Genomic DNA, 20,392 nt, shown 5'->3' with positions numbered 1-20,392 from the left:
CTCCAAGCATACTTACAAAGGGACTCTTTATCAAATAGTCAAGCCGTATTATCAGGGGGTATTGTCAGGAGCTAATTATCTTATTATAAACAGTTTGCCTACTAAAAGCTGACAGATGACAATAAAACATCGGTTTTAATCATTATGAATGAGTTTTAAATGAAGAATTACTGGATCAGTCCGAAAACCCGGTTTGAGCTCTATACTGTACGGATTTGAATGAAGAATTGGCTGCGCTATCACGCTGCAGCTGCAAAGTAATTCTTCATTCTCCATTCATCATTCTTCATTTCTGTACGGTTTGAGACCATTATTCCATCAAAAAAAACAAAGCAAAAGACGGAAGCCCGGCTAATTTTCCGTATCTTTGCACCGCTTTAAAATTAAATCATAGAAATATGGACGATTCAAACCCGCGAACGTGCACTAATAGTATTAATTAAAGCGAACAGAGTCATTGAAAACTGATGCCTCTGCTCGTGTAAACAAACGAAAGGAGGCAATAAGATGAGAACATATCTTTATTGTGAAGCTGGCTTTGTGGAAAAACCGCAATGGCTTCCTAACTGCTGGGTAAACGTGGTATGCCCAAACAACGATGATTTTGAATTTCTGACTAAAACCCTGAACGTACCCGAATCATTCTTGAACGATATAGCCGATACGGACGAACGTCCGCGTACCGACACAGAAGGCAACTGGCTGTTGACGATTCTACGTATCCCGATGCAAAACAAACAGAATGAAAGTCTTCCCTTCGGCACTGTACCCATCGGTATCATCACCAACAATGAAATCATTGTATCAGTCTGCTATCACAACACAGATCTGCTGCCTGACTTCATCGAACACACCCGCAGAAAGGGAATCGAAGTCCGCAACAAGCTCGATCTGATCCTACGGCTGATTTATTCGTCTGCCGTATGGTTCCTGAAATATCTGAAGCAGATAAATCTGGATATCAGCGCCGCCGAAAAAGAATTGGAACGTAGTATCCGCAACGAGGACCTGCTCCGTCTGATGAGATTACAGAAAACACTGGTTTACTTCAACACCTCCATCCGGGGAAATGAAGTGATGATCGGTAAGCTGCAAAGTATCTTTCAGGACACCGACTTTCTGGATAAGGAACTGGTAGAAGACGTTATCATTGAGTTGAAACAGGCGTTTAATACGGTGAATATCTATAGTGATATCCTCACCGGAACGATGGATGCCTTCGCCTCCATCATCTCCAACAACGTGAATGCCATCATGAAACGTATGACCAGCCTTTCCATAACTCTGATGATTCCGACGTTGATAGCCAGCTTCTACGGAATGAATGTGGACATCCATCTGGAAGAGGTACCATATGCCTTTGCATTGATTATTCTCTGTTCTGTGGTACTGTCGACATTGGCGTTTATCATATTCAGGAAGATCAAGTGGTTCTGATTCTGACAGCCCCACTCCCTCTCATTTCAGACACATAAAAAAGCAGCCTGTCACTCTTAAAACCTAAATGAAAGGTCAGAGATGACAGGCTGCATACAATACGTTTTTTATTCGATAGAGAATATTAAAAAGAGAATGTTTAAGAGAGAGAAATTATTTTATCTTATCCTTCTTTATTGGATTTCTTTCCGCCCAATGGCACAGAAATACCAACAAATCCACTTACAGAATTAGTGTTCTTGCCTAAGAACATGTAGTCAGTTCCGAGGAACACCGGTCCTAGCTTCAGACCCAGACCAAATGACTTTCCGGCAGACTGAATAGCCGAATAGCTAAGTGCTACATTCAGCCAGCTCTTCGGACGGTAGTTTGCAGAGAATGTGATCTCCGTAAGAGTTTTCGGTTGTACGAAACGGGTCGTAGACAATACACCTACTCCGAGCTTGTTCTCAAAGAAGCCGTATTCAGCTCCTACCACAACTGTAGATGCCAGACTAGACTTACGTGATTTATGTGCTTCCTCTGTCTGAAGTTGCAACATTTCGTAGTCGAGTACATCACCACCGTTTACACGGTTCATATATCCGTTAGCATCATTCTGCAAACGGTTAATATTAGTCTGAACTGCAGTTATAGAACCGTCAATATTATTCGGATCAATACCTGTCAGATAATTATCTCCTGCAATATTAATTGCCTCCGGATTAGCAGAAGCAATTTTAGTAGCGCCTTTCGACCATTTGATGAAGCCTAAGTCAAGGACAGAGGCAGATACTGTCAGATTATCCATGATTTTATAAGAAGCTCCCAAGTCAATGCCGAAGCCATAGCCTGCAATGCCCAGCTTACCACTATCAAAGTCAAAGTCACTGATATAGTCCTGACCATTTTCTTCTACCAACTCCAGTCCCTTGAAAGAACTTTCCAACTGAGCATTTACAGCCAAATTGGCATGGTAGCCTTTAATTTCATTTCTTAATGCTTCTATCTCCTGTGCAGCCTGTGCGGGATCACTGCTAAACTGAATATTCTGCAACTGGTTAATACGAGCATCACTTGGAAGTTTGGCATTCATCATCACGTTATTGATCTTCAAATTCATATTGCCAATACCCAGCAACACTTTCACTTTACCACCAACCGTCAAACGGTTATTGATCTGACGCGCATATCCCAAACCAACTTCACCATAAGCATTAATATCCAGTTTCTGACCACTGATATCGTAGTTGCTGTTTCTCCAGTTATCTTCAAGCGCATCCATCTCATTCAGGAAGGTAAACATAGAACGGGTAAGGCTTGCACCTATATCCGCACGAACACCAACGTTGAATGACCAGAAGTTCTTTCCTTTATACCATCCGGCAGAAAGAATCTCCGTGCTTACGTTCACATTCAAATCATTCTTATCTTTCAGACGTTTCAGAAAATCCGGATTAGAGTAGAAATTGTCGCTATCATCAATAATGTCGATAATGTCCTGATATCCCAATGAAGTAGAACCCACAGTAGCATTAACCGATCCCAGTACAGGAATATTAAAATATCCTTGTGTCGGAATCAAAGCCGGATTCAATTGTTGACGATAATGCGTACCTTCCATAAAATAAGAGGTACGTAAAAACTGCGCATTGGCAGGTAAAACACAAACCATCATAAGAAGAAATGCCCCAATAAACTTCTTTGATGAATACAGTCTGCTTGTTGTCATGATTTTATCTTTTTTTAATTCTTGTTATCGTTTGCAAATATATAGCATTTGAGTAACAAATAAAAGCACATGGCAACACTTTTTTAGCATAAACGGAACATTTTCATGGCTATTTAGAGAAAAATCGTGCTTATTCTGCAAAAATATGTAGAAAGTGAAACGATAAGTAAAATCAGAAGTCTAGGTTCAACTGCCCGTCACCAAGCAGATTGAAGGTCATCCGGTGGTATGGAGTCGTTCCGTGTTCGGCAATGGCGGCACGATGTTTTTTAGTCGGATAGCCTTTATTATTATTCCAGTCATAAAAAGGATATTCTTCGTGAAGACGATTCATATAATCATCTCTATAGGTTTTAGCCAGTATGGAAGCGGCAGCTATCGAAAGATACTTCCCGTCTCCTTTGATTACTGTCGTATGGGAGATATCGGGATATTTATTGAAACGGTTGCCGTCAATGAGCAGATGTTGAGGCCGGACAGAGAGCTGGCCAACAGCCCGATGCATGGCCAGAAAAGAGGCACGGAGAATATTTATCTCATCAATCTCTTGGGGCGACACCACTCCTACCGCCCATGCTATCGCCTCTTTCTCTATCACTTCCCGGAGTGCATAGCGCTGCTTTTCTGTCAGTTGCTTCGAGTCATTCAGCAACTCATTCTTAAAATCTTTAGGAAGAATGACGGCAGCAGCATACACAGAACCTGCCAGACAGCCGCGCCCAGCCTCATCACAGCCGGCTTCTATCAAATCTTTATTTAAATAAGGTAATAGCATACTTATTCTTTTTTCTTACAGGATACAAAGATAAAGGAAATAAAAAAGGAGACCTCATTCAAGACCTCCTTTTTCTGTCATTCATTCACACAAACAAGCAATTGTTCCCCAAATATACTCCAGGTTCACAGTCCTGCTGACCGGAACCATCACCCTACCATTCGTTTTACAGATTTTGTTCTTTTCTAACATCAGCCTTTCCCCTTAGCCATTATGACATATTTCTTCTATTTACCCCTTTCCGATTATATTATATCGTCTTGCAAAAGTATCCAAATAATGAGAAACAAGAAAATGACTTTTCCGGAGTATTTGCATGAAATGCCCTTAAACAGGATCATTTACCGAAAAAGAGTGATTAAGCATGCCAAAAAAGTGTTTACGCAGTTCTATACCATAAAAAAGCGATAGCCGAACCTATTCCGGCCATCGCCCTCTTCAATAAACAAACCTTTTTTAGTTAAAACAAACTCCAGGCAACAGTAAGCCCTGCCATCACAATGGCTACCATGCTCATGAGCTTTATCAAAATATTCAGGCTCGGACCGGAAGTGTCTTTAAACGGATCACCCACAGTATCACCTACTACGGTTGCCTTATGCACTTCACCGCCTTTACCTCCAAAATTCCCTTCTTCTACGTACTTCTTCGCATTATCCCAGGCACCGCCTGCATTCGCCATAAAGATAGCCAACACAAAACCTGAACTCAAACCACCAATCAACAGTCCTAAGACTCCGGTCACTCCGAAGATTAATCCGGTCGCAATAGGGGCAATAATAGCAATCAGAGACGGAATGACCATTTCACACTGTGCACCTTTGGTTGAGATAGCCACACAACGTTCATAATCCGGCTCAGCCTCTCCGGTCAGGATGCCTTTAATTTCACGGAACTGACGACGTACCTCGTCCACCATGTGTCCGGCTGCGCGACCGACGGCATTCATCGTCAATCCGCAGAACAGAAAGGCCATCATCGATCCGAGGAACATACCGGAAAGAACTTTCGGATTCATCAGCGTCACATCATAATAGTTCATGAAATCGACAAAGGTAGCATTGGCGGTAGAAACAACATCTCCGTTGGGCATACTCAGGTCCATCGTTCCCAAACGGGTCAGACCGATACGGATTTCTTCTATATAAGATGCCAGCAAAGCCAGTCCGGTCAATGCAGCGGAACCGATAGCAAAACCTTTCCCGGTTGCTGCTGTTGTATTTCCCAAAGAATCGAGCGCATCAGTACGTTTGCGTACCTCAGGACCCAGACCTGCCATTTCCGCATTACCCCCTGCATTATCAGCAATCGGACCATAAGCATCCGTAGCCAACGTTATTCCTAAGGTAGACAGCATACCGACAGCAGCGATGCCAATGCCGTAAAGCCCCATACCCACATTAGAGAAATCGAACCCGGAAGCAAGCAGGAAGGAAGCAATGATACCCACTACTACCGCAATCACAGGAATAGCTGTAGAAAGCATTCCCAAACCAATACCGGAAATAATAACCGTAGCGGGACCGGTCTTTCCACTTTCACTCAACTTCTGAGTAGGGCGGTAAGACTGGGAAGTATAATATTCCGTAGAACGTCCGATCACAATACCGACCAGCAGGCCGACTACTACCGCACAGGAAATCCAAATCCAGTTGTCCAGCTGCAAAAGCCACAGGATTAAGAAGGTGGCGGCAACAATCAATACGGAACTCAGATTGGTTCCGAATGCCAGTGAGCCGAGCAAATCTTTCATCGTTGCATTTTCTTTAGTGCGTACGGAGAAGATACCGATAATAGAAAGCAAAATACCTACCGCTGCAATCAACATCGGAGCAATAACTGCCTTGAACTGCATGACCGTATCTGCCGAATGGATAAAGGCAGCAGCACCTAATGCGGCAGTCGCCAGGATAGAACCGCAATAAGATTCGTACAAGTCGGCACCCATTCCTGCCACGTCACCAACATTATCACCTACATTATCGGCAATGGTAGCAGGGTTGCGCGGATCGTCCTCGGGAATACCTGCTTCTACTTTACCTACAAGGTCGGCACCTACATCGGCAGCTTTTGTATATATACCACCACCCACGCGGGCAAACAATGCCTGTGTAGAAGCTCCCATACCGAAAGTAAGCATCGTGGTCGTGATAACGCAAAGTTTATGAGTCGGTGTCAGTGCGTCAGCAGGAATCACCGCATTCAACAGCAGATACCAGAAAGATATATCAAGCAACCCCAGTCCGACTACCACGAGTCCCATTACTGCACCACTGCGGAAAGCAATTCTCAGACCGGAATTCAGTGAGTTACGTGCCGCATTAGCAGTACGTGCCGAAGCATAGGTTGCTGTCTTCATACCCAGAAAACCGGAAAGACCGGAGAAGAAACCACCCGTCAGGAAAGCAATAGGAACCCACGCATTCTGAACATGAAAGCCATAAGCCATAATCGAAAACAAAATAACCAGTCCCAAAAACACACAACCTACAATTTTGTACTGTTGTTTCAGATAAGACATAGCCCCCTTGCGTACCGCAGCGGCTATTTTTATCATTTGAGGAGTACCTTCACTCTCTTTCATCATCTGCTTATGGAAGTAATAAGCAAAACAGAGGGCTAACACTGAAGCGACTGGAACCAGCCAGAAAAGAATGCTATCCATAGAATTAATTATTAAAGGGTTTTATGGTGGCTAAAAGTATGGAAATCAAACGAAAAAAGCAAGCAAAAGAGGAAAAAAATCCGGCTTGTCCATTTATATAGTATCTTACAATGAAGCGAATGAAAAGCTATTAGAAAAGGCCTTCGGGAATATCCCGGAGAAGACATCTCCCCATTAACGATTTAGTTAATTTTCAATCCAATTACGTTAATCGTTAACAAATAGGTTATTTCTATTAAACCATGTTATAAAAAGCCACGCTTTACCCCGAAAATTTGGAGATAGCCGAAAAGTCCCTATCTTTGTAGTGTGTTTTTCATAGTATTAGATTTAAGGTTAACAAAAGATTGGCTGTCTGGGATAGATAGCCTTTTTTTATGTCTTGTTTATACCTCCCATGATGAAGGTATGATAACGGACAAAGACATTTAAAAAGAGGAAGCACCGTTAACGGTGAATCCCCTTCTACATACAATAAAAACAATCAACTAATCTTCAATCGTTACGGCTGTTCCGTTAGCAGTCACCATCAGCATACTGCCGCTCCCGCCTACCGTTTCATAATCCAGATCCACACCGATCACGGCATTAGCTCCCATTTGAGCAGCTTGTGCCTGCATTTCCTGCAAAGCCGTATCTTTCGCCATGCGCAGTACCTCTTCGTACGCGCCGGAACGTCCGCCGACAATATCACGGATACTCGCGAATATGTCACGAAATACATTGGCACCGATAATCGTTTCTCCGGAAACTATTCCATAATACTTCACAATTCGTTTTCCTTCAATAATAGGGGTTGTGGTCACTAACATACTCTTTCTGTCTTTTAATAAGTTATTTGCTATTCTATTAGACGCTGTGTCCCCCTGAAAGGTTGCAATCGCAGCCATAAAAAATTGCAGCTATACCACAAACAAATGCGATATAGCTGCCAATTAGAGTTAAAGAGAGAGAGAATTTATAGAAAGCGTGGTCTCACGACCAACTTAATATACCTAAAATGATTTTTATTCTTTCTTATTAGACGCAGGAAACTTCAAATCACTGCACTTTAAAGAGACTTTTTTAGTTAAAGAATAAAAAAAATCGCCTTCCCACAGGAAAGGCGACCTATTTTATCAGAACATCCGGCTGACGCGCTCGATACCCGCCACCAGTACATCCACTTCTGCTTTTGTATTGTACATGGCAAACGAAGCCCTGACTGTTCCCTCTATCCCCAGACGCTGCATCAATGGTTGCGCGCAGTGATGTCCGGTACGGACGGCAATACCCAAACGATCTAAGAGAGTTCCGAGATCAAAATGGTGAATATCACCTACGAGGAATGAAATAACGGCTCCACGATCTGCCGCTTCACCAAAGATACGCATATGAGGGATTTCCTTCAAACGTTTCAAGGCATAGGTTGTCAGTTCATGTTCATGAGCTGCAATCCGGTCAAGTCCGATTCCATTCACATAGTCAAGAGCTTTTGCCAGTCCGGTCGTACCGATATAATCGGGCGTACCTGCTTCAAATTTGAAGGGAAGCTCATTAAAAGTCGTTTTCTCAAAAGAGACATGTTGAATCATTTCTCCTCCTCCCTGATAAGGCGGCAGGCGATCCAGCCATTCTTCTTTCCCATACAATACGCCAACACCTGTCGGTCCATATATCTTATGAGCCGAGAAGACCAGAAAATCGGCATCCAGGTCCTGTACATCTACTTTCATATGAGGAATGGACTGCGCAGCATCCACTATGAAAGGTACTCCATGCGCATGGGCGGTAGCAATCATTTCCTTTACAGGATTTACTGTGCCCAGCACATTCGATACCTGAACAACGCTGACAATCTTTGTACGTTCGGAGAAAAGCTTCTCGTATTCATCCAACAGCAGTTCCCCTTTATCGTTCATCGGAATCACTTTGATTGCAATTCCTTTGCGGGCGGCCAGCAACTGCCAGGGAACGATGTTGCTGTGATGTTCCATTACCGAAACAATCACTTCATCACCTTCCTGCATAAACTCATCTCCAAAGCTGGAAACAAGCAGATTAATGCTTTCCGTCGTCCCCCGCGTAAAGATAACCTCATTCGTTCCGGCGGCATTGATAAACCGGCGTACCGTCTCACGGGAGGCCTCATGCAATTCTGTTGCCTGCTGGGAGAGATAATGTACCCCGCGATGCACATTGGCATTGACGGAATAATATTCATCTACAATCGAATCAATCACCAGACGGGGCTTTTGAGTCGTTGCACCGTTATCGAAATAAACCAAAGGCTTACCGTATACCGTACGGCTCAATATCGGAAAATCCTCACGTATCTTTTCTATATTCATTGTACTAACGATTATCATTTACAGATCGCACATCCCTGGCACTTGTTCAGTTCACCACGGAAGCGTTTCTCCACCAATAAATGCAGACGATCTTTCAATGCATCCAGACGAATGGTATCAATAACCTCATTAACGAAAGCAAACATCAGCAGCAAGCGTGCCTCTTTCTCTGCTATTCCGCGCGAACGCATATAAAACAAGGCATTCTCATCCAACTGGCCGACCGTCGCCCCATGTGAACACTTCACATCGTCCGCATAAATTTCGAGTTGCGGCTGAGTGTACATACGGGCATCGCGCGTAGCGCACAGGTTACGATTGGTTTGCTGGGAACTTGTATGCTGGGCATCGGGACGTACCAGTACCAATCCGGAGAAAGCACCGACAGACTGGTCATCAAGTACATACTTGAACAATTCATTGCTGGTACAATTCGGAACGGCATGATCGATTGACGTGTTATTGTCTACATGCTGGTTCTTATCGGCAATAGCCATACCGCAAAGGTTGATTTCCGCTCCTTCACCAGCCAGCAAAACTTCCGTCGTGTTGCGTGTAGTACCGTTATGCAGAGTCATGCCATTCAGCAAAACATTACTGTTAGCCTCCTGCTTCACATATAAATTGCTGATACGGACTGTACTCGTATGTGTCTCTTCCAGCTCGTACATATCAAATACAGCATTTTCACCGGCAAAGACTTCAATAACCTGTGTAGCAAGGAAGTTCACACTGTCCATCGCATGATCACAAATCAACAGGCGGGCTTGTGCACCATCTTCCAAAATAATCAGTACACGGCGGTTCACCATGAAGTTGACATCTGCGCGGAGGATGTTCACCAACTGAATCGGCTTCTCCACGACTACATTCTTCGGAACGTAGAAGACAACGCCATCCTGTGCAAAAACTGTGTTGAAAGCTGTCACACCGTCTTTTGATGTATCCGCCAGTTTACCATAATATTTCTTCACCAGTTCAGGATGTTCCGCAGCAACCTCTTTCAGACTGCCGAAGATCACTCCTTCCGGCAAATGTCCTTTAGGAAGCGCCTTGTTATAGAATGCATCGTTCACCACAAAATACAAAGCAGTGCTCATATTCGGCACATCGCACTTAAATACTTCATACGGGTTGACCGGAATCTCAAGTCGATTCAGATTCAAGCCATAATCAGGTTCAAAATACTTGCTTATATCCGTATATTTGTACTTCTCCATCTTACGGGTCGGGAATCCGAGACGCTCAAAATCGGCAAAAGCAGTGGCACGAGGTGCATTCAGCACTTCGGCACTATGCTTGCAGATCATTGCTTCCGTTTGCGAGAAGAGATCTATGTATTGTTGCTCTACATTCATCATTATTCTCCTAGTTCTTTCTTAATCCAGTCGTACCCTTTTTCTTCCAGTTCCAAAGCAAGTTCCGGTCCGGCAGTCTTCACAATGCGACCTTTATAAAGTACATGCACTATATCCGGCTTGATATAGTCGAGCAGACGCTGATAGTGAGTGATGACAATCGTACTGGTTTCCGGTGTCTTCAACTTGTTCACTCCTTCCGCCACAATACGGAGAGCGTCAATATCCAGACCGGAGTCTGTTTCATCGAGAATGCTCAAGCGAGGCTCCAGCATCGCCATCTGGAAAATTTCGTTACGTTTCTTTTCCCCTCCCGAGAAACCTTCGTTTACCGAGCGATTGGCTAATTTATTATCCAGTTCGACTACAGCACGTTTCTCACGCATCAGTTTCAAGAACTCACTGGCTGTCAAGGCAGGCAATCCTTTGTATTTGCGCTGTTCGTTTACAGCCGCACGCATGAAGTTCACCATACTTACTCCCGGAATCTCCACCGGATACTGGAAGCTAAGGAAAATACCTTCATGACTACGATCCTCCGGACTCAGTTCCAACAGATTCTTACCATAAAAAGTAACCGAACCTTTTGTCACTTCAAACGCCGGATTCCCTACAAGGACAGAAGAAAGTGTACTCTTACCGGAACCGTTCGGTCCCATAATTGCATGTATCTCGCCCGGTTTCACCGTCAGGTTAATACCTTTCAATATCTCTTTGCCATTAATGCTGGCATGCAGGTCTTTTATCTCTAACATAATTTTGCTTATTTCTTATCCAACGCTTCCTTCCAACGAAATAGTAAGCAACTTCTGTGCTTCCACCGCAAACTCCATCGGAAGTTTATTTAATACTTCTTTTGCATATCCGTTTACAATCAGTCCGATAGCATCCTCTGTCGGTATACCGCGCTGATTACAATAGAATATCTGATCTTCACTGATCTTGCTCGTTGTAGCTTCATGCTCTACCACAGCTGTCTCATTACGAATATCCATATAGGGGAATGTATGTGCACCACACTTATCGCCCAGCAACAACGAGTCGCACTGGCTATAATTACGGGCATTATCCGCTTTCTCCGCTACACGGACCAGTCCACGGTAAGAGTTCTCACTGTGTCCGGCTGAGATACCTTTACTTACAATCGTACTACGGGTATTCTTGCCCAGATGAATCATCTTCGTACCGGTATCTGCCTGCTGATAATTATTAGTCACAGCCACAGAATAAAACTCTGCTGTCGAGTTATCGCCTGTCAATATACAGGAAGGATACTTCCACGTGATCGCCGAACCGGTTTCCACCTGTGTCCAGGACAGTTTGCTATCCACCCCTTTGCAGTTGCCGCGTTTCGTTACAAAGTTGTATACCCCGCCTTTGCCTTCGGCATCTCCCGGATACCAGTTCTGAACAGTACTGTATTTCACTTCCGCACGGTCATGTACCACAATCTCCACGATAGCCGCGTGCAACTGATTTTCATCGCGCATCGGTGCCGTACATCCCTCCAGATAAGACACATACGAGTCATCATCCGCTACAATCAGCGTACGTTCAAACTGGCCCGTATTACGGGCATTGATACGGAAATAGGTAGAAAGCTCCATCGGGCAGCGTACTCCCTTCGGGATATAAACGAAAGAACCGTCAGAGAACACAGCCGAGTTCAAAGCTGCAAAGAAGTTATCCCGATAACCAACTACCGAGCCCATATACTTCTTCACAAGATCCGGATGTTCCCGTACCGCCTCACTAAAGGAGCAGAATATAATGCCCTTCTCCATCAGTGTTTCTTTGAAAGTGGTCTTTACAGATACCGAGTCCATCACTGCATCCACAGCCATTCCACTCAATGCCATCTGTTCTTCCAAAGGAATACCCAGTTTATTAAATGTCTTTATCAGTTCCGGATCTACTTCATCCATACTCTTCGGTCCTTCTTTCTTCTTCGTCGGATCGGCATAGTAGGAAATTGCCTGATAATCGATTTCCGGAATACGGAGATGGGCCCATGTCGGCATCTCCAGCGTCAGCCAATGGCGGTACGCTTTCAGTCGGAACTCCAGCAACCATTCGGGTTCATCTTTCTTCGATGAAATCAGACGGACTACATCTTCGTTCAGTCCACGCTCAATAACATCGGTGTGCACCTCCGTGGTGAAGCCGTATTTGTACTTCTCCTGCGTCAGTTCCTTTACATATTTATTGGGTTCTTCTTGTTGCATCTTTATTATCTAATATATATTGTTGCGTTATATTCTTAGCAGCAGGGAAAAAGATTCCCGCAAACGTTTCCATAGGATAATATAACAATGATTCGCTCTTTTTTGTTGCACTAATTAACTTATTATCGCTATCGACAAACTCTATCACACAAATCACAAGGCTTGTCAGCAACAGGAACTTGAGTGCTCCCAACCCACTTCCCAGCCAGCGGTTCAGCCATCCCAACGAAATAGCTTCCAGCGCTTTCGTCAGCAAGGACGCCACTAACGTGAATATCAACGGAACGGCAATCCAGATAACAATAAAAGCCAATACCTGTGCTACTGTCATCGAGTCCGTCACAGTCGGACAAAGCTTCTCTGCCAACGTTGCATACAAAGCCTTTGCTGCCAACAAACCGACGACTAATCCCAAAATAGAAGCCAGCTGGCGGATAAAGCCTTTCATAAAGCCTGTCACCACACCGGCACCTACTATAATAAGGATGATTATATCAATCGTTGTCATAATATTAAAATTGACAATTGACGATTGACAATTGACAATTAAAACCATTATCAACCATCAATCATCAATTGTCAACTTTTAAGTTTTCCAACCAACTATCAATTGTCAATTGTCAACTGTCAATTGTCAATTATTATAAAGTTTGTTTCACTTCTATTTCTTCGAATGTCTCGATCATATCGCCTACCTTCATGTCGTTGCAGTTCACCAGACTGATACCACACTCGAAGTTCGTACCAACTTCTTTCACATCATCCTTGAAGCGTTTCAGTGCATTGATATTTCCGGTGAAGATAACGATACCATCGCGGATCAAACGAGCCTTGTCGCTTCGTTTTACCTTTCCGGTCTTCACTACCGCACCCGCTACAAGTCCCACTTTCGTGATATTGAATACTTCGCGAATTTCGATCGTTGCCGTAATCTGTTCTTTCAGTTCCGGAGCCAACATACCTTCCATAGCAGCCTTCACCTCTTCAATTGCATCATAGATGACAGAGTACTTACGGATATCGACACCTTCCTGTTCAGCCATCTTAGCAGCGGCACCCGAAGGACGTACCTGGAATCCGACGATAATCGCATCCGAAGCGGCAGCCAGTGATACATCCGATTCGGAGATAGCACCCACACCTTTATGGATCACATTTACCTGAATCTGTTCAGTAGACAGCTTGATCAACGAGTCGCTCAATGCTTCCACAGAACCATCCACGTCACCCTTAACGATGATATTCAATTCCTGGAAGTTACCCAATGCAATACGACGACCCAGTTCATCCAGTGTAAGAATCTTCTGTGTACGCAAGCCTTGTTCACGAGCCAACTGTTCACGCTTGTTCGTAATCTCACGAGCTTCCTGATCGCTTTCAACAACATGGAATGTGTCACCTGCGGCAGGAGCACCGTTCAATCCCAGAATCAATGCCGGTTCGGCAGGTCCTGCCTCTTTCACCCGCTGATTACGTTCATTGAACATAGCCTTCACACGTCCATAGCTGGTTCCTGCCAGTACGATGTCTCCGACTTTCAAAGTACCGTTGGACACCAGTACCGTAGCTACATAACCACGTCCTTTATCCAGCGAAGATTCAATGATAGATCCTGTTGCATTACGGTTCGGATTCGCTTTCAAATCAAGCATCTCAGCCTCCAGCAATACTTTCTCCATCAGATCTTCCACACCTATACCTTTCTTGGCAGAGATATCTTGTGACTGATATTTACCACCCCATTCTTCCACGAGATAGTTCATTGCAGCCAGTTCTTCCTTAATCTTGTCCGGATTGGCAGTCGGCTTATCTACCTTATTAATAGCAAACACAATAGGTACACCTGCTGCCATCGCATGATTGATCGCTTCTTTCGTCTGTGGCATTACGTTGTCATCGGCTGCCACAATAATGATCGCGATATCCGTAACTTTCGCACCACGGGCACGCATAGCTGTAAACGCCTCATGCCCCGGAGTATCCAGGAATGTAATGCGACGTCCGTCTTCCAGCTGTACGTTGTAAGCACCGATGTGCTGTGTAATACCTCCGGCCTCACCGGCAATTACATTCGCCTTACGGATGTAGTCGAGCAACGAAGTCTTACCGTGGTCGACGTGTCCCATCACTGTTACGATCGGAGCACGCGGCTGCAAGTCTTCCGGAGCATCTTCTTCCTCTACGATAGCTTGCGCTACTTCCGCACTTACATATTCGGTCTTGAAACCAAACTCTTCGGCCACCAGATTGATTGTTTCCGCATCCAGACGCTGGTTAATAGAAACCATCATACCGATACTCATACAAGTTGCAATAACCTGATTGACTGATACGTCCATCATCGTTGCCAACTCGTTAGCCGTTACGAATTCAGTCAGCTTCAGTACCTTGCTTTCTGCCATTTCCTGATCTTCCAGTTCCTGCATACGGTTGGAAGCCATTTCACGTTTTTCCTTACGGTACTTAGAAGTCTTGTTCTTGCCCTTGGTTGTCAGACGCGCCAAGGTTTCTTTTACCTGCTTTGCTACGTCTTCTTCGCTAACCTCCTGCTTGATAACCGGCTTCTTGAAGCGATCTTTATTATTATTCTTCTTGTTGTTATTATTGCCCTGTCCCTGGCCTTGACCTTGAGGACGGGGGTGATTGCCACCACCTTTACCGGTCTGAGTGTTCGGTCTCGGTGCAGCAAAGTTGGAAGTTGCCACATTGTTGACATCCACCTTTTCTTTGTTGATACGATTCCGTTTCTTTCTGGCAGCATCGGCATTATTGTCTTTTGCTCCCGGTTTCGCCTGTTTACTATCCTCTTTACGGATTTCCTTGATGATAGCTTCCTTCATCAGTTTCTTCTGATCCTGACGAACCTTTTCTTTTTCTTCGCGTTCGCGGCGTTTTTCTTCCTTCGATTTCTTCTTAGGACGAGTAGACTGGTTCAATGCAGCCAGGTCAATCTGACCGATGACATTGATCTTCGCTCCCAGTTCCGGTTGACGGATTTTAAACACCTCATTGTCTTTTGACGTATTTTCTTCAGTCGGAGTTGCCGCTGTTGCAGCTACTTCTGCCGTTCTTTCTACTTTACGTTCTTCCGCCTTCACAGGTGCAGCTTCTACCACCTTCGGCTCTTCTTTCTTTACTTCTTCCACTACTACTTTCTCAACTTCTACCGGTTTTGTCTCCACTGCGGGTTTCGATGCTACTACAGGCTGTTTTACCGGAGCAGGTGCCGGTGCAGGTTTCGGTGCAATGACTTCCACCTTTTCTACTTTCGGCTCTTCCTTTTTCACTTCGGGTTCAACCGCAGGCTTCTCAACGACTGTTTTTTCGGCAACTGGTTGCGCTGCCACAGGCTGTTCCACTACAGGTTCTACTTTCTTTTCCGGCGCTTTTTCTACTTTATCTGTTCTCCGACCGTTCAATTTATCCAAATCTATTTTTCCGACAGGTTTAAACTTAGGACGTGCATCCTCCGGTACGACTGTCTTAATCACATCTTCCGACTTCGGTTTCTCCTGCTGCTTCTCGAAGCCTTCGATAGATACCGATGCCTTATTACGTTCCTTATTCTGACGTTCCTGGATGAAACGCTCCGATTCAAGTCTAAGGTTCTTATCTGTACTAAACTCTTTAACGAGCACAGCGTACTGCTCCTCACTAATTTTGGTATTAGGATTAGCCTCAACGGTATACCCTTTCTTTTGCAGGAACTCAACTACCGTCGCGATTCCTACATTCAAATCTCTTGTAACTTTGTTTAACCTTATCGTCATATTTAAAATTTAATGAATAAATGGAGCGAAGAAAATTCAATCGTAATGCATATTACTCTTGTGTTGGTTCAGCCTCTGGCTCTGCCTCTATCTCAGGCTCCACCTCTGCTGCCGGTTCTTCTTCAAACTCCGATTTCAAAATACGTATTACCTCGTCCACTGTCTCTTCTTCCAGGTCCGTCTTTTCAATCAACATCTCGCGAGGTGCATTCAATACAGCCTTCGCCGTATCAATACCGATAGCCTTGATTGCATCAATCACCCATCCGTCAATTTCATCTCTGAACTCATCGAGATAGATATCCTCATCAGCTACATTCTCATCCAATTCGCGGAACACGTCGATAGTGTACTCGGTCAACATACTGGCCAGCTTGATATTCAAACCGCCTTTACCAATAGCCAGCGATACCTCTTCCGGTTTAAGGAACACCTCGGCTTTTTTCTCTTCCTCGTTCAGACGGATAGAAGAAATCTTAGCCGGGCTCAAGGCACGCTGAATAAACAATGAAATGTTCGATGTATAATTGATTACGTCGATATTTTCATTGCGTAACTCACGAACAATCCCATGAATACGACTCCCTTTTACACCTACACAGGCACCTACGGGATCGATTCTGTCATCATAAGACTCCACTGCGATCTTGGCACGTTCGCCAGGAATACGGGCAATCTTTTTAATGGTAATCAAACCATCATTGATTTCAGGCACTTCCATTTCGAACAGACGTTGCAGGAAAACGGGAGAAGTACGAGACAAAATAATCTTCGGATTATTGTTCTTGTTGTCTACGCGGGCAACTACTGCACGGGCTGTTTCACCTTTGCGATAGAAGTCGCTCGGGATCTGTTCCGTCTTAGGCAGCAGCAGTTCGTTTCCTTCATCGTCCAGAAGCAACATTTCTTTCTTCCAGATCTGATATACCTCTGCGTTGATGATTGTACCTACTTTATCAATATATTTATTATAAATACTGTCCTTTTCAAGTTCCAGAATCTTTGAAGCCAGTGTCTGGCGGAGATTCAGGATAGCACGACGTCCGAACTTGGCAAAAATCACCTCATCAGTCACTTCTTCGCCTTCTTCGTATGAAGCATCGATCTTCTGTGCTTCCGACAGCGAAATCTGCATGTTGGGGTTTGTCAAATCTTCATCGGCCACAACTTCACGGTTACGCCATATCTCAAAGTCACCCTTGTCCGGGTTCACGATCACGTCGTAATTTTCATCGGTGCCAAACATTTTCGCGATTACGCTACGGAACGACTCTTCGAGTACGCTAACCATGGTCGTTCTATCGATATTCTTCAGTTCCTTAAATTCCGAAAATGTATCAATCAAGCTGATTGTTTCTTCTTTTTTGGCCATAACTATTTAAAGCTAATTAAGTATTTAGTATATTTTATTTGCTCATAAGTGAAGGTTTCGTCCTCTTCAATCAGTTTCGGACGCTTGGAGCCTTCGGGTTTTACCTTCTTCTGTACGCCTACCGTAAACTTCTCTTCATCGGCATCTTTCAGGACACCTGCCAGTTTACGTCCGTCCCTGGTCACTACTTCCACTTCCTGTCCGATGTGGATGTAATACTGTTGCAGCACTTTAAAGGGTTGTCCGATACCGGCAGAACCCACTTCCAGTTCATAATCTTCCTCTTCACGGTTCAGTTTCGACTCGATAAAGCGGCTAAGCTCTACGCAATCTTCGATCCAAACTCCCTCTGCGTGGTCTATTTCGACCACAATCTTGTCATCCGGGCTCACGGTCACCTCTACCAGAAAGTAGTCTTTTCCTTCCAGCCACTCTTCAACAATCTGACAAACAGTTTTCTTTTCTATCATTTATTAACTATATAAGAACAAAAAAAGGAGCTTAATCGCCCCTCCACCTTTCATCCATTTCGGTTGCAAAGATATAAATAATCTATTCGACTACAAAACATTAAAGAAAAAAAGTATGAATTAACAGTCGTATATCCGTATCTTTACACCGCAAATTAAAAAAACAGGAACCATGGCACATCGTCTCAACACCAACAAACAGTTTATGGTAGGCAACGGAATACTGGCTTTTGCCGTTATTTTTGTTGTAGTTATCTTTATTTATATGAGTATGCGTTTGCAACGCGACAAGCAGGAGCAGCGACATTTTATCGAAACATATTCTATCAGTCTGGTAAAAGGATTTGCCGGAGACTCTGTTTCTTTATATGTCAATGACAGCCTCATCCTCAACAAAACGATATCCGAGGAGCCTTATACGGTTGAAGTAGGTCGGTTTGCAGAGCAAAGCGCACTGCTGGTAGTGGACAACAAAACCGAACTGGTTTCCACTTTCGACCTCAGTGAGCGGGGCGGTACTTATCAGTTCGAGAAAGAAGCGGATGGAATTAAGCAATTAGCCCGATAGCTGGATAATGCGCAGCTGATGCCAAGAGTTTGGTACGGACATTTCTGTTTTATATCTCTGTACGGTATCCCCGAAGTTCTTTCCGCAGAGCCAGTGCTTTACCTTCTGTAAACTGATTCAACAGGTTCCAGAACCGATCGCTATGATTCATTTCACGGGTATGGCACAATTCGTGCAGAAGCACATAGTCTATCAAGTGGGAAGGCAGTAACACAAGATAATAGGACAGATTTATATTTTTTCGTGCCGAGCAGCTCCCCCAACGCCCCTGACTGGAATTTATTTTCACCCCGGCATAGGTTAATCCCCATTGTCGGGACAATCGTTCCAGCCGTGGAGGAAGAATACTTTTGGCATTCCGTCTCAAAGATTCTTCAATTACTTTACGCAACCAATTCTGTAGATTTTCATCTTCGAAAACAGCCTGGGGCGGGCATATAATCTGCATATTTCCCAATCGGGAGTTAGCCAGAAACTGTTCTTTTTCACCTGCAACCAGAGACAATTTGAAAAACTCCGTATCAATCTTGTAATTCAAGTCGATCAACGGGCGGGTAGCCTTTCGGCGGGAAGTCAGCAACTTGTTACGCAGATTCTCAATAGCACGCTTCACCTCATTCATCGTAGTACCGGGAGGCACCGATACATAGACCGCATCGCTTTTCGTACGAAATACCAGACTGCGGGCACGTGGATTGACACGCACTATCAAACATCCTAATTCATCATCTTCTATCACTGTATCCATTTTCTCTTCCTTAACCGATGCTGCAAAAATAATAAAAAAAGAAGCCTGTGACGAAAAAAGTTACGTTCAATGCAACTTTATGTAAACTCACCACGTCTAATCTATACATACTCATATTAAAATCAGATATAAATTATGAAAAGAAACACACTAGTTGCATGGTTACTCGGGATATTCCTGATATTCTCCGCCACTTCCTGTATGAATGGTCCTATTGTAAAAGGCAGCAAAAACTACATCACCAAAAAAGAAAATCTGGAAAACTTCAATGACATCAGCATGTCAGGCAGTGCCAATATCATCTATCAGCAAGACTCCTGCTCTCATATTGAAGTTTACGGTTCGGACAACATCGTAGAACTTCTGGAGATAACAGTTAATGGAGAAACCTTGAATATAAAGTTCAAAAAGAATGTCAATATCATCGACAGAGGCAAGCTGGAGATCAAAGTCTTTTCACCCGACCTGAACAGACTGACACTCAACGGATCAGGTGGTATTCTCTTCGCAAACGGGATTCACACAAAGGGAGATCTCAAGGTAACGATTAATGGTTCGGGCAACTTAGACGGAAGTACATTCGACACCAACCATCTGGCAATTGCAATTCATGGTTCGGGCAATGTCAGACTCAAAAAAATAGACAGCAGCACCTGTTCTGCAAGCATTTCCGGTTCAGGCAACATCACCCTTGACGGTATGGCAAGCGCAGCAAAGTACAACATATCAGGGTCCGGCAATATCAAAGCTGCTGACCTGGAAGCTACGGACGTATATGCGGGTATCTCAGGTTCGGGCAACATTAGCTGTTTCGTCAACGGCAAACTAGGCGGACATGTCAGCGGAAGCGGTAGTGTTGCTTACAAAGGGAACCCTCAGACTATTGACTTCCCCCGCAAAAAGCTCCGCAAACTGAATTAAATGGGTCAGAGCTCCATACTGTACCGAAATGAACTAAATTAT

At 44.2% G+C, this 20,392-nt stretch carries 16 protein-coding genes; 3 read left to right on the top strand and 13 right to left on the bottom strand.

The genetic code is table 11. The annotated features are described in order from the left end of the window. Positions 1-507: 507 nt before the first annotated feature. Complete coding sequence (locus HMPREF2794_RS25630; RefSeq protein ID WP_010536153.1) at positions 508-1,437, top strand: magnesium transporter CorA family protein; 930 nt, start codon at positions 508-510, stop codon at positions 1,435-1,437. Between the two features lie 163 nt (positions 1,438-1,600). Here HMPREF2794_RS25630 and HMPREF2794_RS25625 read toward each other — a convergent pair whose 3' ends face one another. The 12 genes from HMPREF2794_RS25625 to rimP form a co-directional block, all read right to left on the bottom strand. Then, positions 1,601-3,148 carry a DUF5723 family protein gene (locus tag HMPREF2794_RS25625; RefSeq protein ID WP_070753067.1) on the bottom strand — a complete coding sequence of 516 codons (1,548 nt, stop codon included), beginning with the start codon at positions 3,146-3,148 and terminating at the stop codon, positions 1,601-1,603. Between the two features lie 172 nt (positions 3,149-3,320). After that, on the bottom strand, positions 3,321-3,923 hold the full coding sequence (locus HMPREF2794_RS25620) for a ribonuclease HII (protein WP_070753065.1): 603 nt from the start codon (positions 3,921-3,923) through the stop codon (positions 3,321-3,323). A gap of 460 nt (positions 3,924-4,383) precedes the next feature. Next, entirely contained in the window at positions 4,384-6,588 is a 2,205-nt protein-coding gene (locus tag HMPREF2794_RS25615; RefSeq protein WP_070753063.1) for a sodium-translocating pyrophosphatase, read from the bottom strand. A 488-nt stretch (positions 6,589-7,076) separates the two neighbouring features. Beyond that, positions 7,077-7,400: a heavy metal-binding domain-containing protein gene (locus HMPREF2794_RS25610; RefSeq protein WP_010536149.1), complete on the bottom strand. Its 324-nt coding sequence runs from the start codon at positions 7,398-7,400 to the stop codon at positions 7,077-7,079. A gap of 306 nt (positions 7,401-7,706) precedes the next feature. After that, a complete protein-coding gene (locus tag HMPREF2794_RS25605) occupies positions 7,707-8,918 on the bottom strand; it encodes an aminotransferase class V-fold PLP-dependent enzyme (protein WP_070753069.1) in 1,212 nt (403 codons plus the stop codon). 14 nt (positions 8,919-8,932) lie between these two features. Further along, positions 8,933-10,276, bottom strand: a complete 1,344-nt coding sequence (gene sufD / locus HMPREF2794_RS25600; RefSeq protein ID WP_055269371.1) for a Fe-S cluster assembly protein SufD — start codon at positions 10,274-10,276, stop codon at positions 8,933-8,935. Positions 10,277-10,278: 2 nt separating this feature from the next. Further along, positions 10,279-11,031 (bottom strand): Fe-S cluster assembly ATPase SufC, encoded by a 753-nt coding sequence (gene sufC / locus HMPREF2794_RS25595; protein WP_010536146.1) that lies wholly within the window; start codon positions 11,029-11,031, stop codon positions 10,279-10,281. Between the two features lie 15 nt (positions 11,032-11,046). Next, a complete protein-coding gene (sufB, locus tag HMPREF2794_RS25590; RefSeq protein ID WP_070753061.1) occupies positions 11,047-12,501 on the bottom strand; it encodes a Fe-S cluster assembly protein SufB in 1,455 nt (484 codons plus the stop codon). Then, positions 12,479-13,009, bottom strand: a complete 531-nt coding sequence (locus HMPREF2794_RS25585; protein ID WP_010536143.1) for a CvpA family protein — start codon at positions 13,007-13,009, stop codon at positions 12,479-12,481. The genes sufB and HMPREF2794_RS25585 overlap by 23 nt, the downstream gene beginning before the upstream one ends. Before the next feature lie 133 nt (positions 13,010-13,142). After that, on the bottom strand, positions 13,143-16,271 hold the full coding sequence (gene infB / locus HMPREF2794_RS25580) for a translation initiation factor IF-2 (protein ID WP_070753060.1): 3,129 nt from the start codon (positions 16,269-16,271) through the stop codon (positions 13,143-13,145). A 52-nt stretch (positions 16,272-16,323) separates the two neighbouring features. Beyond that, the gene (gene nusA, locus HMPREF2794_RS25575) at positions 16,324-17,643 is read right to left on the bottom strand and encodes a transcription termination factor NusA (RefSeq protein WP_010536141.1); all 1,320 of its coding nucleotides are present in this window, start codon (positions 17,641-17,643) and stop codon (positions 16,324-16,326) included. Positions 17,644-17,645: 2 nt separating this feature from the next. Next, a complete protein-coding gene (gene rimP / locus HMPREF2794_RS25570; RefSeq protein WP_010536140.1) occupies positions 17,646-18,113 on the bottom strand; it encodes a ribosome assembly cofactor RimP in 468 nt (155 codons plus the stop codon). 172 nt (positions 18,114-18,285) lie between these two features. Here rimP and HMPREF2794_RS25565 point away from each other — a divergent pair, with 172 nt between their 5' ends. Continuing rightward, the gene (locus HMPREF2794_RS25565; RefSeq protein WP_010536139.1) at positions 18,286-18,681 is read left to right on the top strand and encodes a hypothetical protein; all 396 of its coding nucleotides are present in this window, start codon (positions 18,286-18,288) and stop codon (positions 18,679-18,681) included. A 49-nt stretch (positions 18,682-18,730) separates the two neighbouring features. On the opposite strand, the gene HMPREF2794_RS25560 is transcribed toward HMPREF2794_RS25565, so the two are convergent. After that, entirely contained in the window at positions 18,731-19,429 is a 699-nt protein-coding gene (locus tag HMPREF2794_RS25560) for a YgjP family zinc-dependent metalloprotease (RefSeq protein ID WP_010536138.1), read from the bottom strand. Between the two features lie 135 nt (positions 19,430-19,564). On the opposite strand from HMPREF2794_RS25560, the gene HMPREF2794_RS25555 reads away from it, so the two are divergent. Further along, entirely contained in the window at positions 19,565-20,350 is a 786-nt protein-coding gene (locus tag HMPREF2794_RS25555; protein ID WP_010536137.1) for a head GIN domain-containing protein, read from the top strand. The last annotated feature ends 42 nt before the right edge of the window (positions 20,351-20,392 follow it).

The organism is Bacteroides sp. HMSC067B03 (genome assembly GCF_001811315.1).
GTDB lineage: Bacteria > Bacteroidota > Bacteroidia > Bacteroidales > Bacteroidaceae > Bacteroides > Bacteroides faecis.
The sequence above is the reverse complement of the archived record's forward strand: the minus strand, read 5'-3'. Positions and strand labels throughout refer to the sequence as shown.